Source organism: Amycolatopsis sp. NBC_01480 (assembly GCF_036227205.1).
Taxonomy (GTDB): Bacteria; Actinomycetota; Actinomycetes; order Mycobacteriales; family Pseudonocardiaceae; genus Amycolatopsis.
The window spans coordinates 5,141,335-5,156,958 of the sequence record NZ_CP109442.1 but is presented as its reverse complement, the minus strand read 5'-3'; the positions used below and the strand labels follow the sequence as shown (position 1 = coordinate 5,156,958).

At 70.2% G+C, this 15,624-nt stretch carries 16 protein-coding genes; 8 read left to right on the top strand and 8 right to left on the bottom strand.

The genetic code is table 11. The annotated features are described in order from the left end of the window. Positions 1-34: 34 nt before the first annotated feature. Both OG371_RS24735 and OG371_RS24730 read right to left on the bottom strand, forming a co-directional pair. The gene (locus tag OG371_RS24735) at positions 35-1,486 is read right to left on the bottom strand and encodes an alpha/beta fold hydrolase (protein ID WP_329057449.1); all 1,452 of its coding nucleotides are present in this window, start codon (positions 1,484-1,486) and stop codon (positions 35-37) included. A 463-nt stretch (positions 1,487-1,949) separates the two neighbouring features. Then, entirely contained in the window at positions 1,950-2,663 is a 714-nt protein-coding gene (locus tag OG371_RS24730; protein ID WP_329057448.1) for a FadR/GntR family transcriptional regulator, read from the bottom strand. Positions 2,664-2,739: 76 nt separating this feature from the next. Here OG371_RS24730 and OG371_RS24725 point away from each other — a divergent pair, with 76 nt between their 5' ends. Continuing rightward, positions 2,740-3,621, top strand: a complete 882-nt coding sequence (locus tag OG371_RS24725; protein WP_329057447.1) for a carbon-nitrogen hydrolase family protein — start codon at positions 2,740-2,742, stop codon at positions 3,619-3,621. After that, positions 3,618-4,952, top strand: a complete 1,335-nt coding sequence (locus OG371_RS24720; protein WP_329057446.1) for an APC family permease — start codon at positions 3,618-3,620, stop codon at positions 4,950-4,952. The genes OG371_RS24725 and OG371_RS24720 overlap by 4 nt, the downstream gene beginning before the upstream one ends. 94 nt (positions 4,953-5,046) lie before the next feature. On the opposite strand, the gene OG371_RS24715 is transcribed toward OG371_RS24720, so the two are convergent. Then, complete coding sequence (locus OG371_RS24715; protein ID WP_091622035.1) at positions 5,047-5,802, bottom strand: acyltransferase; 756 nt, start codon at positions 5,800-5,802, stop codon at positions 5,047-5,049. A gap of 53 nt (positions 5,803-5,855) precedes the next feature. On the opposite strand from OG371_RS24715, the gene OG371_RS24710 reads away from it, so the two are divergent. Then, the gene (locus OG371_RS24710) at positions 5,856-6,809 is read left to right on the top strand and encodes a nucleoside hydrolase (RefSeq protein ID WP_329057444.1); all 954 of its coding nucleotides are present in this window, start codon (positions 5,856-5,858) and stop codon (positions 6,807-6,809) included. A gap of 884 nt (positions 6,810-7,693) precedes the next feature. On the opposite strand, the gene OG371_RS24705 is transcribed toward OG371_RS24710, so the two are convergent. After that, positions 7,694-7,873, bottom strand: a complete 180-nt coding sequence (locus OG371_RS24705) for a hypothetical protein (RefSeq protein WP_329073465.1) — start codon at positions 7,871-7,873, stop codon at positions 7,694-7,696. Here OG371_RS24705 and OG371_RS24700 point away from each other — a divergent pair. From OG371_RS24700 to OG371_RS24690, 3 genes are all read left to right on the top strand, one after another. Next, a complete protein-coding gene (locus OG371_RS24700) occupies positions 7,799-8,899 on the top strand; it encodes a C40 family peptidase (RefSeq protein WP_329057443.1) in 1,101 nt (366 codons plus the stop codon). The genes OG371_RS24705 and OG371_RS24700 overlap by 75 nt on opposite strands. 202 nt (positions 8,900-9,101) lie before the next feature. Then, positions 9,102-10,532, top strand: coding sequence for a rifampin monooxygenase (gene rox, locus OG371_RS24695; protein ID WP_329057442.1), 1,431 nt, complete (start codon positions 9,102-9,104; stop codon positions 10,530-10,532). A gap of 72 nt (positions 10,533-10,604) precedes the next feature. Further along, a complete protein-coding gene (locus OG371_RS24690; RefSeq protein WP_329057441.1) occupies positions 10,605-11,228 on the top strand; it encodes a hypothetical protein in 624 nt (207 codons plus the stop codon). 277 nt (positions 11,229-11,505) lie between these two features. On the opposite strand, the gene OG371_RS24685 is transcribed toward OG371_RS24690, so the two are convergent. Genes OG371_RS24685 through OG371_RS24675 form a run of 3 tightly spaced genes read right to left on the bottom strand, consistent with a single transcriptional unit; the run spans position 11,506 to position 13,285 of the window. After that, positions 11,506-12,252, bottom strand: coding sequence for an SDR family NAD(P)-dependent oxidoreductase (locus tag OG371_RS24685; protein ID WP_329057440.1), 747 nt, complete (start codon positions 12,250-12,252; stop codon positions 11,506-11,508). Positions 12,253-12,278: 26 nt separating this feature from the next. Beyond that, positions 12,279-13,028, bottom strand: coding sequence for an SDR family NAD(P)-dependent oxidoreductase (locus OG371_RS24680; RefSeq protein WP_329057439.1), 750 nt, complete (start codon positions 13,026-13,028; stop codon positions 12,279-12,281). After that, positions 13,025-13,285 (bottom strand): Atu4866 domain-containing protein, encoded by a 261-nt coding sequence (locus OG371_RS24675; RefSeq protein ID WP_329057438.1) that lies wholly within the window; start codon positions 13,283-13,285, stop codon positions 13,025-13,027. Before OG371_RS24675 ends, OG371_RS24680 begins: the two co-directional genes overlap by 4 nt. Positions 13,286-13,407: 122 nt before the next feature. Here OG371_RS24675 and OG371_RS24670 point away from each other — a divergent pair, with 122 nt between their 5' ends. Continuing rightward, on the top strand, positions 13,408-14,250 hold the full coding sequence (locus OG371_RS24670; RefSeq protein ID WP_329057437.1) for a helix-turn-helix transcriptional regulator: 843 nt from the start codon (positions 13,408-13,410) through the stop codon (positions 14,248-14,250). A gap of 11 nt (positions 14,251-14,261) precedes the next feature. On the opposite strand, the gene OG371_RS24665 is transcribed toward OG371_RS24670, so the two are convergent. Next, complete coding sequence (locus OG371_RS24665; protein ID WP_329057436.1) at positions 14,262-14,807, bottom strand: TetR/AcrR family transcriptional regulator; 546 nt, start codon at positions 14,805-14,807, stop codon at positions 14,262-14,264. A 90-nt stretch (positions 14,808-14,897) separates the two neighbouring features. On the opposite strand from OG371_RS24665, the gene OG371_RS24660 reads away from it, so the two are divergent. Beyond that, positions 14,898-15,611, top strand: a complete 714-nt coding sequence (locus OG371_RS24660; RefSeq protein ID WP_329057435.1) for an MBL fold metallo-hydrolase — start codon at positions 14,898-14,900, stop codon at positions 15,609-15,611. Positions 15,612-15,624 lie beyond the last annotated feature (13 nt).

Here is a 15,624-nt window from a genome sequence, read left to right as displayed (position 1 = left end):
GCGAACGTAGCGACGGCGTCGAGCCGATTTCCCGTCACGTCCGCGGGACCGGGATCGGTGCGCCGAGACACGACTGGGTGGTTGTGCGGCCGGTGTCGAAGAACGTCACGGCGGCGTCGGCGCAGGGCAGTGACGACAGCGAACCGTGCGCGTCGTCCTCGACGGTCATGAGGGAGCCGCCGATTCGCCGCTGCATGGCGACGGCCCAGCCGATCGGCGTCACCGGCTCGTAGGTGTGGCCGACGAGTTGCAACGGGCTGGTGCCGGGGCCCAGCTGCCACGGCCGTGCGGGCTCCGGCCAGCCCACGCACAGCTGTTCGTAGAGCCCGAATCCGCCGGCGCCGGGGTCGCGCCGCATGCGGTCGAGGCGGTGTTGCCAGACGGTGTCGAAATCGCGCGGGCTCGGGGACTCGTTGCAGAGCAGGGCTGTCTGCTGGAAATGGTCGAAGCCGGTGGGTGTCGTGTCCCAGCCGAGTGCGCCCGTTTTCGCCGCGGACGGCGTCGCCGGGGTGCCACCGTCGCGGATGGTCGCGAGTTGCGCGGCGAGGTCCGCCCACTGGCGACGAGGGTCGGCGTACATCGCGTTGACGGTGTCGCCGTTGATCGGCGAACCGTCGGCGGCGGTGCGCGGGTGGGCCGTCAAGTCCGCGCGCAGGTCGAGCAGGGCCTTCGCCACCGTCGCCTCGTCGGGACCAAAGTGGTAGACGGCGTCGTAGCGGGCGATCCAGGCGGAGAACTCGTGGAAAGTGTTCTCGCCCGCGGTCGCCTGGCCGTCGTCCATGGCGGTGACGTTGAGGTCCGGCGGCGTGACGGAGTCGAGCAGCATCTTGTCGACGTGCCCGTCGAAGAGGGTCCGGTACTGCGCGCCCAGCGCGGTGCCCCAGGAAATGCCGTAGTAGCCGATCTTCTGCTCGCCCAGCGCCTCGCGGATCCGGTCCATGTCACGGGCGACGTCCGGCGTAGTGAACGAATGGACGAGCGCCGGGTCCCGCGCGATGCACCGCGCGTTGGCCTTGGCGTCCCGCTCGGCGATGAACCGGGCATGGTCCTTTTCGGACAACGACGGGTCAGGCTGGGTCTCGTCGCCGGGACACGGCAGGCTCGCGCTGTAGTCGACGCCGCGCGGGTCGAAGCCGATGAGGTCGTGGTGGACGAGCAGCCCGGCGGCCTTGCTTGCGGCGATGTCGTGCGGCATGGCCATCCCGGACTGTCCGGGCCCGCCGGGGTTGAACAGGATCGCGCCGGTGCGCTCGCCGGTCGCGCGAATCCGGCTGACGGCGATGTCGATCGTCCGGCCGCCGGGGTCGGCGTAGTCGAGCGGGACGGGGACCATCGCGCACTCCGTCCGCTGATCAGCCGCATCCCAATCCTTCGCGACGGAGGCGCAGGGCTTCCAGTCCAGCCCATCGGCCATGGCCACCGCCGGCACGAGGGGGACCATCGCCGCGGCCGCGACGAACGGGGCGAGACATCGGAACTTCGGCATGCGGCCCAGCTTCGTGACCATTGGTGTGGTGGGAGATCGGCCAATCGGCCGATGGTCACCGCCGAAGAGCCGGATCCCATTGGTTTCGCGGCGGGGCCTTGTCAGGGTCCTGACAAGCCCGTGTTCTGGCTCAGCAGCCCGGAATCCGGGACCGCCGACGATGGTCGACGGCGGCCGGACAGCGGCGGCTCGAAGCTCACCAACCCGAGCCAAGACTCAGCATCCGGCTCCAGGCGCCTGGCACGACGCCCAGCGACGCACGGCTCCGAGACACGAGCCCGACTCCCACTCCCGGGCTTGACACACGATCCCGACTCCTGCTCCGGGTTTCCACCCCGGCCCGACAACGGCTCCCGGCTCCCGGCTCCCGGCTCCCGGCTCCCGGCTCCCGGCTCCCGGCTCCCGGCTCCCGGCTCCCGGCCAGCGAACCCCAAGCGACAGGAACCTGACACCCCACCGAGTTTCAGCGGCCCAGCCCGACAAACATCGTCCGGTGGAGTTCGCCCACGTGGGCTCGCGTGACGAGCGCGGCGGTCTCCGGCTCCTGATCGGCGAGGGCCTGGACGAGCAGTTCGTGTTCGCGGTTGGACGCCCGCAGCGCGGACATCGGGTAGGGCAGGTAGAAGCGATACAGCTCGCGCAGCACCTGGCCGTACTGCTTCACCGCCGGCGCCGGTGCTCCCGCGGCGGCCACGGTCAGGTGGAACTCGGCGTCGAGGTCGTGGAATTCGGCCCAGCTCGTCGCGGCGTCCATGCGGTGGACGAGGTCGCGGAGGCGGTCGATCGACTCGTCCGGGCGGCGCAGGGCGACCAGCTGGGCCAGGCCCGACTCGAGCACCAAACGGTGGTCGATCAGCTCCCGGACTTCGGCCGTCGACTCCTCATACGCCTTGATCTCGCCGACTCGCCCCGCGGGCGCGTCGACGGCGACGAGGGTGCCGCCGTTGCGGCCGCGGCGGCGTTCGAGCACGCCGTCTTCGCACAACGACACCAGCGCCCGGCGCACGGTGATGTCGCCGACGCCCAGCGCCCGCGCGATTTCGCCGTTCGGCGGCAACCGCTCACCCGGCCCGAGCAGGCCCAGTTCGATGGCGAGCGCGATGCGGGCTCGGACGGTGTCGAGCGCGGACAGGCGCCGGATGCCCGTCAACGCGGGCGCGCGCAGGTCGGCAGCCATGAGTCGACGATAGCCCACAAAACTGCTCAAAATGAACACTCTTGTTTGACGGTGCGAGATGGACTACTTTTCGCCCATGTCCCGCCCGCTGCCGATCGCGCTCGCCCAGCTGCCGCCGCGCCCCTACACCGACACCGTGCAGGCGTACGCGGGCGAAGTCCGCTCCTTGCTAAGCGACCATCCCGGAACCCGGCTGATCGCGTTTCCGGAGCTGCACCTCTGCGGCGTCGAGGGCACAGCCGAGGAACGCACGGAGCAGCTGAACGCCGCCGCGCAGCCGTTGGACGGACCGCGCACCCGCGAGCTGGCGCAGCTGGCCGGTGACCTCGGCGTCTGGCTCGCCCCGGGCAGCGTCTGCGAACGCGGCAACAACGGCGAACTGTTCAACACCGCCCTCGTCTTCTCCCCCGGCGGCGAGCTGGCCGGCAGCTACCGCAAGATCTTCCCGTGGCGGCCCTACGAGCCGTACGACCCGGGTGACCGCTTCGTGGTCGCCGACCTGGCCGGCGTCGGCCGCCTGGGCTTCTCGATCTGTTACGACGCCTGGTTCCCCGAGGTCGCCCGCCATCTCGCGTGGCTCGGCGCGGAGCTCGTGCTCAACCCCGTGCAGACCACGACGCGCGACCGCCTGCAGGAGCTCGTGCTCGCGCGGGCGAACGCGATCACCAACCAGGTCTTCGTCGCGAGCGTGAATACCGCCGGCCCCGTCGGGGTAGGAGACAGCATCCTGGTCGACCCCGAGGGCACCGTGCTCGACGAGCTGCCGGGCGACGAGTCCGGCGTGCTCGCGCGCACGATCGACCTGGACGAAGTCGCCCGCGTCCGGCGCGAGGGCACGGCGGGCGTCAACCGGATGTGGGACCAGTTCACGGCGGCCGACGCGCCGCTGGAACTGCCGCTCTACCAAGGCCGGATCGAGCCGGACCGGTGGCGTCCGCGACAAGAAGGAGCCCGATGAGCACGGCGAGCACGGCCCCCGGGGCCACTTTGGAACGACGGCTGGGCCTGCCCGGCGTTGTCCTCTTCGGACTCGCGTACATGGCGCCGCTGATCGTGCTCGGCACGTTCGGCGTCGTGGCGACGACAACCGGGGGCACCGTCCCCTCGGCGTACGTCCTGGCGCTGGTCGCGATGCTGTTCACCGCCGCGAGCTACGGCAAGATGGCCGCCACCCACCCGGTCGCCGGATCCGCTTACACGTACGTGCGCAAGGCCATCGACTCCCGGCTCGGCTTCCTCGTGGGCTGGGCCGTGCTGCTGGACTACTTCTTCCTGCCGATGGTGATCTGGCTGATCGGCGGCGCCTACCTGTCCGCGCAGTTCCCGGCCGTTCCGAGCTGGCTGTGGCTGATCGCGTTCATCCTGCTGACCACCGTGCTGAACGTGCTCGGCATCAAGATCGCCGAGAAGGCCAACTTCGTCCTGATGGCCTTCCAGATCCTGGTGATCGCGTTCTTCGTGGTCCTCTCGATCTCGCAGGTGGTCTCCGACGGGCATTCGCTCGCCAGCGGCGACCCGTTCTTCCACGCGGGCAGCACGTTCGCGACGATCTCGGGCGGCGCCGCGCTGGCGACTTACTCGTTCCTCGGCTTCGACGCCGTCACGACGCTCACCGAGGAGACCATCGAGCCGCGGCGCACCATCCCGCGCGCGATCCTGCTGACCGCGCTGATCGGCGGCGGCATCTTCGTCGTGCTCGCCTACTTCACCCAGCTGGTGCACCCGGGCAGCGTCTTCAACGACGAGTCGTCCGCGGCGTTCGAGATCGCGACGCACATCGGCGGCAACCTGTTCGCCAGTTTCTTCCTGGCCGGCCTCGTCGTCGCGCAGTTCGCGTCCGGCATCGCCGCGCAGGCCAGCGCGTCACGGCTGATGTTCGCGATGGGCCGCGACGGCGTGCTGCCCCGGATCTTCGGCCGGCTCCAGCCGAAGCTGCACACGCCGACGTTCGCCATCGGCCTGACCGGGCTGGTGGGGCTGATCGCGCTGGCGCTGGACGTGACGACCTCGACGTCGTTCATCAACTTCGGCGCGTTCACGGCCTTCACCATGGTCAACGTCAGCGTGATCGCCACCTGGATCCGCGAACGGAACACCACCCGCCGCAACGTGCTGACCTGGCTGGTCGCCCCCGCGATCGGCGCCGTCGTCGATTTGTGGCTGCTGATCAACCTCGACGGCATCGCGCTGGTCTTCGGCCTGGTGTGGCTGGGGATCGGGATCGTCTACCTGACGTTCCTGACCCACGGCTTCCGCCGTCCGCCGCCGGAGATCACCTTCGAGGAGTGAGGTTTCCCCGTGCCGCCGACGACCGTCCCCCGTCGGCGGCACCGGTCGCCTGACCAGCGCGAACGCCGGATTCGCCGTGGAGAGGCGAGGCCCGTCAGCTCTCGCCGAGGGTCTTCTGCAACGCCTTGTTCGCCTTGCGGGCCATGTCCGCGACGGCCTCGCGGCGGGCGGCGTCGGCGGCGTAGTCGTCCTGGCGGTTACGCACCACGCGGGCCGGCGAGCCGACCGCGATCGAGTACTCCGGGATGTCGCCGCGGACCACGGCGTGCGCGCCCATCACGCAGCCGCGGCCGATGCGCGTGCCCTTGAGCACGCTCACCTTCGTGCCGAGCCAGGTGTCCGGCCCGATGCGCACCGGCGACTTCACGATGCCCTGGTCCTTGATCGGCACGTGGATGTCGGCGGTCACGTGGTCGAAGTCGCAGATGTACACCCAGTCGGCGACCAGCGTGGCCGCGCCCAGCTCGATGTCCAGGTAGCAGTTGATCACGTTCTGCCGGCCGAACACCGACTTGTCGCCGATGCGAAGGGACCCCTCGTGACAGCGGATCGCGTTCCCGTCGCCGATGTGCACCCAGCGGCCGATCTCCAGCCGCCCGTAGCCGGGCCGGCAGTGGATCTCGACGTCCTTGCCCAGGAACACCATGCCGCGCAGGATGATGTGCGGGTTGGCCAGGCGGAACTTCAGCAGCCGGTAGTACCGGACCAGGTACCACGGCGTGTACGCGCGGTTGCGCACGATCCAGCGCAGCGAGTCGCCCGTCAGGAACTTGGCCTGGTGCGGGTCGCGCCGGGCCCGCCCCCAGGCGCGCACGCGGGACAGCGCGGGCGCACCCCACATCGACGTCATGCCATTGACCGTAACCTGTGCGGGGACGCCCGCCACAGGCAAGGGGAGCACCGATGGGGACCAAGCTGATCATCGACACCGACCCGGGTGTCGACGACGCTTTCGCGATCGCCCTGGCGGCGATGTCGGCCGACGTCGACCTGCTGGGGGTGACGACCGTTTTCGGCAACGTCCCGCTGGCCATGACCACCGCCAACGCCCGCCGTCTCCTGCAGCTGTGCGGCCGCCCGGACGTCCCGGTCGCGGCCGGCGCGGCGCGGCGGCTGGTCTACGGCGGGGAGCGCAACGGCAAGGTCCACGGCGCCGACGGCCTGTCCGGGCGCGCCGGCTCGCTGCCCGAGGCGACGCGCCCGCTGGAGTCGCAGGACGCCGTCAGCCTGCTGGTCTCCCTGCTCGAAGCGTCCGACGAGCCGGTGACGATCGCGCCGATCGGGCCGCTCACGAACATCGCCGCGCTGCTGGCCGCGCACCCGGGGGTCCGCGACAAGATCGCGCGCATCGTGCTGATGGGCGGCGGCGTCGCCCGCGGCAACATCACGGCCGCCGCCGAGTTCAACATCTGGGCCGACCCGGAGGCCGCGCGGCGCGTGATCGCCGAGGACGAGGTGCCGTGCGTGATGGTCCCGCTCGACCTCACGCACCGATGCGCCGTCGACGCCGCCTGGCTGGCGAAGCTCGCCGCTTCGGGGCCGATCGGGGAGGCGCTGGACGCCTTCACCCCCGACTACCTCGCGTACTACCGCCGGGTTTTGGGCTACGACGGCATCGTGATGCACGACGCCGTCGCCGTCGCCGAAGCGATCAACCCGGGCATCCTGCAGACGGAGACGTACGCGGTGAACGTCGACACCACCGACGGCCCCGCCCGCGGCATGACCTTGGTCGACCGCCGCATCGCCCTCGACGACCCCGAGTCGGCGCCGGGCCGCCGGATCGAGGTCGCCACCGACACCGAGCTGGACGGGCTGCGCGAGTTCGTCCTGTCGAGGCTCACCGGGAGCCGATGATGGCGGCAGGGGTGGGACGGGATTCGTCGCCGGGGGGCGAGAGCGGTTCGAGAGGGTCTGACTCGGGCGGGACTGACTCGGGCGGGGTTGGCTCGGCGGGGGTTGGCTCGGCGGGGCCTGGCTCCGGAGCCAGCTCGACCGGGGCCAGTACGGCGGGAACCGGCAAGGGCGATGCCGGCTCAGCGGACGCCAGCTCGGTGACAGGCAGCTCAACGGAAACTCACTCGGGCGACGCCAGTTCGGCCGGAGCCAGCCCAGGTGATGTCAGCACGGCGGAGGCCATCGCGGCGGCAGCCACCTCGGAAGACGTCGGTACGGCCGGTGCCAGCTCGGCGAATGTCAGCACCGCGGCGGCCAGTTCGTGCGACGGCAGCGCGGCCGAAGCCGGCGCGGCGGGAGCCGGCGCGGAAGCCGATGGCCCGGCTGAAGCCGACTCGGCGGAGACTCGCTCGGGCGGCGGGGGCTCAATCGCAGCCGACCCGACGGAAGCGGATGTGGAAGCCGCCCGCTCGGCCAAGACGGCGGAGCCCGGCGGCGAGGCCCAGCCGGATGCTGGGGTTGCGCGGCCGAGTCAGGAACCTGACATGGAGCCTGCGGCCGTCCCCGCATCAGAGCAGGAACCTGACACGGGTTCCGGCACGAAGCCGCTGTTCGGCGCGAAACCGCTGTTCGGCTCGGAGACGTCCACGCGGCCGGAGCAGCCCGTGCCGGCGGGGGAATCGCTGGCGCTGGCACCGTTGTGGGGTGAGGATTCCGCTGGTCAGCCAGCCGGGAAGGAAGCGTCGCCAGTCAGTGGCGAGCCGTGGCCGGGAAGTGGCGAGCCATCGCCAGACAGCGGCGAGGCGTCGCCGGTCGGTGGCGAGACGTGGCCAGGAAATAGCGAGTCATCGCCAGTCGGCGGCGAGGCAGCGCCCGGAGGTGGCGAGCAGTCGCCAGGCAGTGGCGACGGCGGGCTTGCCACCGGGCAGCGGCCGAAGCGGCGGCGCACCGTGGTCGTCCTCGCGGCGGTTGTTGTGGCTGTCGCGGCGTTGGTTGTCGCGGTGCAGTTCGCGCCTGGTAGCCAACAGGCGGCCAATACGGCGGCCCTCACCTCCACGGCGCCGTCGCCGTCGTCGGCCGGGGCGCCGTCGTCGGCCGGGGCGCCGCCGGCGAGCAGTGCCGTGCCTACCCAGCCGAACGTGCCGAAGGCGAGTGAGTTCGACGCGTGGGCTTCACGGACCAGTCAGTGGCTCGACATTCCCTTACGCGCCATGACCGGTTACGCCGAGGCGACCGTCACGCTCGGCAAGGAACAGCCCGGTTGCCACCTTTCGTGGATCACGCTCGCCGCCGTCGGCAAGGTGACCAGCGACCACGGCCGCGCGCAGGGTGACCACCTCGACCCCAGCGGGACTCTCGCGAAACCCCTGGGCACCGTCGAGGTGCGCGACTTCTACAACCGCGTCGTCTCGACGGCGAACGCGTCCGGGCCGATGCAGTTGTCGCCGGCGATCTGGGCGAAGTGGCAGCGCAGCGCGTCCGGCGGGAAGCCCGACCCGCAGAACGTCGACGACGCCGCGCTCACCACCGGGCGCGCCCTTTGCGCCGACGGGCGCGACCTGTCGAAGGACTGGTGGAACGCCGTCAGCTCCCTGCAGACAGCGCCGCTCTTCCTGCACCGCACGCTGGCGACGACCAACGTCTACGGCACCGTCGGCCAGGGCAGCCAGGCCCCCAACCCCGCGGTGCTGAGCGCGGTCGACTTCGCCATCGACCAGATCGGCCTGCCTTACGTCTGGGGCGGCAACGGCACCGGCGACGCCGACCCCGGCTTCGACTGCTCCGGCCTGACCACCGCGGCGTACAGCAGCGCGGGCGTCAAGCTCATGCGCACGGCCGACACGCAGTTCCGCAGCGTCCCGCACGTGGACGCGCCCCAGCTGGGCGACCTGATCTTCTACGGCGAGCCCGCCACGAAAATCCACCACGTCGGCCTCTACATCGGCAACCAGCAGATGATCGACGCGCCGCAGACCGGCCAGGCCGTGCAGGTCCACCCCTACCGCAAGCCGGGTGACGACTACGCGGGCGCGGGCCGGCCGACCGCCTGATCAGCCAGGGGCGTGGCCGGGAAGCGATTGGACGGGGCGACGCCCGGGCTAGTAGCTTGGAGTGGACCGCGACACCGCCCGAGGAGGTGAGACCCATGAACGCTGTATCGATGTGGGTGCTCTCCTTCCTGCCACGGTCGGGCGATTGACGTAGGTGTCGCCGGGAGCGCCCGATAATCAGGCACTCCCGAAAGGCAACACCATGGACTCTCCACAGTTCGACGTAATCATTTCCGGATGCGGTCCGGCCGGACTGATGCTGGCCTCCGAACTGCGACTGCACGGCGTGCGGGTACTCGTGCTGGAAAAGGAACCCGAGCCCGTTTCGTACGTCCGCATAGTCGGTCTGCATATTCGAAGCCTTGAGCTGATGGCGATGCGCGGGCTCCTGGATCGTCTTCTTCAGCATGGGCGAAAGCGTCCGGCCGGCGGTTTCTTCGCCGGCATCCCCGAACCCGCACCCCAGGATCTGGATTCCGCGCACGCCTATCTGCTGGGTATTCCGCAGCCGGTCATCGTCCGCCTCCTCGAGGAACATGCGATCCAGCTGGGTGCGCAGATCCGGCGCGGTTGCGCGGTGAGGGGTTTCGCGCAGGACGACGAGGGGGTGACCGTCGAGCTGGCCGACGGCGAACAGGTGCGTTCGCGCTATCTCGTCGGGTGTGACGGCGCGCGCAGCACGGTGCGCAAACTGCTCGGCGTCGGCTTCCCCGGCGAGCCCTCGAAGACCGAGACGCTGATGGGCGAGATGGCAGTGGGAGTGCCACAGGAGGAGATCTCCGCCAAGGTGGCCGAAATCAGCAAGACCCATCAGCGATTCTGGCTCCGGCCCGTCGGCAATGACACTTACAGCGTCGTGGTTCCAGCCGCGGGAATCAGCGCGGAACCGCCCACTCTGGAGGATTTCAAACAACAGCTGCACGCCATCGCCGGAACAGATTTCGGCGTGCATTCGCCGCGCTGGCTGTCCCGATTTGGAGATGCGACCCGGTTGGCCGAACGTTATCGGGTCGGGCGGGTGCTGCTGGCGGGCGATGCGGCGCACATTCATCCGCCCACCGGCGGACAGGGCCTCAATCTGGGCCTCCAGGACGCTTTCAACCTCGGCTGGAAACTGGCCGCGCAAATCCGTGGCTGGGCGCCGGAAACGCTTCTGGACACCTATCAGGCCGAACGCCATCCGGTCGCCGAGGACGTACTGGACAACACTCGCGCCCAGATGGAATTGCACTCCACCGAACCGGGCCCGCGAGCCGTGCGCCGGCTGCTCACCGAACTGATGGACTTCGACGAGGTGAACCGCTATCTGATCGAGAAGATCACCGCGATCGACATCCGTTACGACTTCGGCGAAGGCCCCGACCTGCTCGGCCGACGTCTGCGCGACATCGACATCAAACAGGGCCGCCTCTACGACCTGCTGGATCGCGGCCGCGGCCTGCTGCTGGACCGCACCGAACGCCTGACCGTCGGCGATTGGTCGGACCGGGTCGATCACCTCGCGGATCCCACTGCGGCACTGGATGTTCCGGGTCTCCTGCTCCGCCCCGACGGCCACGTCGCCTGGATCGGCGACGATCAGCAGAGCCTGGACGACCACCTCTCCCGCTGGTTCGGCAAACCCGCCAGCTGATCACCTCACCGGCGAAGAGCCGCGTCAACGTGTTGGTTGACGAACCAATACGTCAACCAATACGTTGACGAGGTGGATGAATCCTTGATCGCGTTGCGGATGATGCCGTGGGCCCGCGAGGCCGTCGAGCAGGCCGAGCGGGTGCTGATCGAGTCCATCATGGACAGTGGCTGGACCTGGGAACAGCTGGGCGCGATCTACGGCGAACGCTCCAAGCAGGCGATGCAGCAGCACTACAAACGCCGGGGCGGGCAACGGACCTGGGCCGCCCCGCGACGATCGGGGCCGGACCAGCTCGACGTCGAAGCGGTCCGGCACGCGATCACCAGCCTGCTGCTGAACTTCCGGGCCACCGACGAGGCGCTGACCCGCACCATGGCCGACGCGTCCTGGAACAAACGCGATCCCGAGCAGGAGGCCCGCCGGCGCCTGTCCTGGACCGAGCGGCTCAACGACAGCCTGAACGAGCTGGACGACTTCATCAACAACCGCATGTCCCACATCCCCCGCGTGGACCGGCCGCTGGTGCTCGGCGAGCGCAACCGGGTCCAGCCCGATCACGCGGAAGTCGAGCGCGGCAAAGCCGAGGAGCTTCGCGCCGAAATCGACCGGGCCATCGGGCGGATCCAGCAGCACCGCGACACGGTCGACGCGACCATCGACGAATTACGGCGACGCCGAGCCGAACTCGACTGAACCCGAGGCCGACGCCGGGCCGAACCCGCGGTCAACACAGGCCGAACCCGGCTGAGCCCGGAGCCGGCACCGGCCGAGCCCCGGCGACGCGGGCCGAACTCAGGGCCGCCGCAGGCCGAACCCTGAGCCGCCACGGGCCGATCCGAAGGCCGACACAGGCCGAACCCCGGGCCTGCGCAGGCCAAACCACGGTCGACGCAGGCCGGGCCCGGGGCCAGCGCGGGCCGAACCAGGCTGAACCCGAGACCGAGTCCGAGTCCGGTGCAAGCCGAGCCCGTCAGTACGCAGTGAGCCCGCCGTCGACCACCAACTCAGTTCCGGTGACGAACGAGGATTCGTCCCCGGCCAGGAAAAGCATCGCGGGGGCGATCTCCGCGGGGCGGCCCGCGCGACGCATGGGCGTGCGCACGATGTCGGGCTGCTGGTCTCCCTGCGCGTCGAGGAGGTCCTGGATCATCGGGGTAGCGATGACACCGGGGTGTACCGAATTGACCCGGACGCCCTGGGTCGCGTATTCGACGGCCGCGGTTTTGGTCAGCAGCCGCACCGCGCCCTTCGACGCCTGGTACGCGGCGGCGGCCCCGCTGCCGACCAGGCCGAGGACGGACGAGGTGTTGACGATCGAGCCGTTGCCGGAGGCGCGAAGCAGGGGCATGGCGGCTTTCATGCCGAGCCAGGTGCCGGTCTGATTCACCGCGATCACCCGGTCCCAGGATTCCCGCGTGGTGCCCTCGATTCCGGGCCAGTCCACGATTCCGGCGACGTTGACCAGCACGTCCAGCCGCCCGAAGCGCTGCCGCGTCAGCTCGATCGCCTCGTCCCAGCTCTCGGAGGACGAGACGTCCAAGCGGGCCGCGAGCACGTCGGTGTCCAGGCGCGCGGACAGCGCACGCAGCGCGTCCTCATCCAGATCGGCGACGATCAGGGCGGCGCCTTCGCGGGCGAACAGCTCCGCAGTGGCCGATCCGATGCCCCCGGTCGCGCCCGTGATCAGCGCGACCTTGCCGGAAAGCCGTCCAGGCATGGTGTTCTCTTTCCTTGTCGTAGTAGTCATGCCGCGGTGTAACCGCCGTCGGCGGCGACGACGGCGCCGGTGATGAAGCTGGACCGAGGCGAGGCCAGAAACCCGATCACCTCGGCGATCTCGTCCGGCTGAGCGACGCGGCCCAGCGGGTGGGCGTCGCCGAAAGAGCGCAGATACGCGCGGCTGTCGTCCCGGAAGTTGTCGAGCAGGTCGGTCTCGATCACCCCCGGGGCAACGACGTTGGCGCGGATGCCGTGCGGGCCGCCCTCCAGCGCGAGCACCTTGGTCAGCTGCGCCAACGCCCCCTTGGACGCGCTGTACGCGGCGGCCTCCGGCAGCCCGACTGTGCAGGCGAACGAGCCGACCGTGACGATCGCGCCGCCGCGTTCGCGCATGACCCGGAACGCCTCGCGGGAGTGCAGGAACGCCGCGCGGGCGTTGATGGCCATCAGCTCGTCCCAGTCGGACGCCGTGGTCTCGACGATCGGTTTGTTCACCGACCGGCCGGCGTTGCTGACCAGGATGTCCAGGCCGCCGAACCGGTCCAGCGCCGCGGCCACCGACCGCACTGCGGTCTCCTCGCGCGAGACGTCGCCCACCAGGGTCGACACCTCGTCGAACCGAGCCTTCAGGTCCGCCACCTCGGGCCGGATGTCGGTGGCCAGCACCCGCGCGCCGCGGTCGTGCAGCCAGCCGACGGTCGCCGCGCCGACTCCCCGGGCGGCGCCGGTGACCAGCGCGACCTTCCCGGCCAAATCGCCGGCCGGTGCGCTCATCGCGGCACCGGCCATTCGCGGTAGAGGACGAGGTGCTCGTGGTAGAGAACGCCGTCGCGAAGGTCCCCGGTCGCGGTGAACCCGGTGTCGTCGACGTAATCCAGATGGCTCCCGGTCACGGTGTATCGGCCGGTGTAGGCGCTACGCCGGTCGCCGCGCGCTTCGTCGTAGCGTCCGTCGGCGCGCAGTTCTTGCCGGATGTGGCCGTCCGCGGTCACCCACATGCCGACCACGTCGGCCGTTTCACGGTCTGTCATCACTCACCTCGGTCCCGGTTGTGCTTCCAGCCTCGACGGCGGCCGAGCGCCGTGGCAGGACGCGCGGTGACCGGGTGCGCCACACCCAGCCAACCCGGCGGGCGGCGATCTAGCCTGGGTGCATGAGTGGCAACGAGCTGGGTGAGTTCCTGCGGGCCCGCCGCGCGCAGCGGTCCCCGGAGGACGCGGGCCTGCTCTATTCCGGACGGCGCAAGGTGGCCGGGCTGCGTCGCGAGGAGGTCGCCGTGCTGGCCGGCGTGAACGCCGACTACTACACCCGCCTCGAACAGGGCCGCGAGACCCGCCCGTCTGCGCAGGTTCTCGAAGCCCTGTGCCGCGCGCTGGACCTCGACGAGGACGCGCGCGAGCACCTGTACCGGCTGGCCGGAACCGCCCCGGACCGCGCGCCCGCGCCGGTGGCGCAAACCGTGAGCCCCGAACTGCGCCAGCTCATGGACGGCTACCCGCACACCCCGGCCTTCGTGCTCAGCCGCACCCTGGACGTTCTGGCCACCAACGCGCTGGCCGACGCGCTGTTTTCACCGTTCGAGACAGCGGACAACCTGGCCCGCATGACCTTCCTCGATCCCGCCGGCCGGCAGTTCTACGCCCGCTGGGACTGGACGGCGCAGGCCACCGTCGCCAACTTGCGGGTGGCCGCGGGCTTCGATCCGCACGATCCGGGTCTGCGGCACCTGGTCGTGGAACTCAGCGAAGGCAGCGAGCAGTTCCGTGCGCTGTGGGACACCCACCAGGTACGCGGCAAGAGCCGGGAGCCCAAGCACCTCGTGCACCCCGACGTCGGCCCGCTAACCCTTACCTACCAAGCATTCGACGTGCGCAGCGCGCCCGGCCAGCAGCTGGTCATCTACCACGCCGAGCCCGGCACGCCCAGCGCCGACGCCCTCGCACTGCTGGGCAGTTTTCACGCCCCGGCGCCCCATTCACGCGCCACGGAAGGCTGACTCGCGGAACGTCAGTCCACAGAGGACGGCTCGGCCGTGAGCGCGCGGCGAAGGCGGGCGAGGCCGTACTCGAAGGCACTGTCGACGTCTCCCCCGAGCCGGAAGGCGCCGACGAGTTCCATCTGGATGAACCCGGTGGCCCACGCGGTCAGCAGGCGCGCGGCTTCGAGCGCGCCTTCCTCTCCGACGAGGTCCCGGGACACCTGCAGAATCGGGGCCACGGCGCGATCGAGGGCCTCCTCCGGCGCCAGCGTGGACAGCATCATCAGCCGAAACCCCTCGGGGCTGTCCTGGGCGAAGCCGCGGTAGGCGCGCACCAGCCCTTCCAATGAACCGTCGGTTTTCTCAAGCCGGGCGACGAGTTCGTCGACGGCGGACCCGGCCACGGCCGCCAGCAGCGCCGCGCGGTCACGGACGTGCTTGTACAACGACGGGGCGCGGACCCCGACGCGGCCGGCGACGCTCTGCATCGTCAGCCGGTCCTGACCGCCCGACTCCAGGAGTTCCCGGCCCGCCGCGACGATCGCGCTCAACGACGTCTTCTCAGGAGTCGGCACGGTTCGCCCCTTCCAAAGCTATTGACCGTAGCCATCAAGGCTATGTACCGTAGTTATCGTAGCCGAACGACACCTCCGAAGGGCAACCCCATGAAGCTCGCTCCGCACCTGCACCGCCTCGGCAACGACGTCGTGGCGTGCTATCTGATCAACACCGACGAGGGCATCACGCTGATCGACGCCGGCCTGCCAGGCCACTGGCACGACCTGCAGGACGAGCTGCGGTCGCTGGGCAAATCGGCCGACGACATCCGCGGCGTCGTGCTGACCCACGGGGACGCCGACCACCTCGGCTTCGCCGAACGGCTGCGGCGCGAGCACGGAGTGCCCGTCTACGTGCACGCCGCCGACGCCGACCGCGCGCGCACCGGCGAGAAGCCCAAAACCACGATCGGCCCGATGAAAATCGGCCCCACACTCGGCTTTTTCTGGTATTCGCTGCGGAAGAACGGGCTGCGACCCCAGTATGTGCAGGAGGTGGTCGAGGTCGCCGACGGTGACGTCCTGGACCTGCCGGGCCGCCCGGTGATCGTGCAGATGCCGGGACACTCGCCGGGAAGCGTCGCCGTGCACGTGCCGCTCGCGGACGCCGTTTTCGTCGGAGACGCCCTGACGACCCGGCACGTGCTGACCGGGCGCACCGGCCCGCAGCCCGCGCCCTTCACCGACGACCCGGACGAGTCACGCGCGTCGCTGGAACGGCTCGCCCGGCTGTCGGCGTCGTGGGTCCTTCCCGGTCACGGAGCCCCTTCGCACACCTCCCCCGCTCAGGTGGCCGACGCGGTCAAGCAGGCCGGCGCGTAGGCAGGAATTCCCA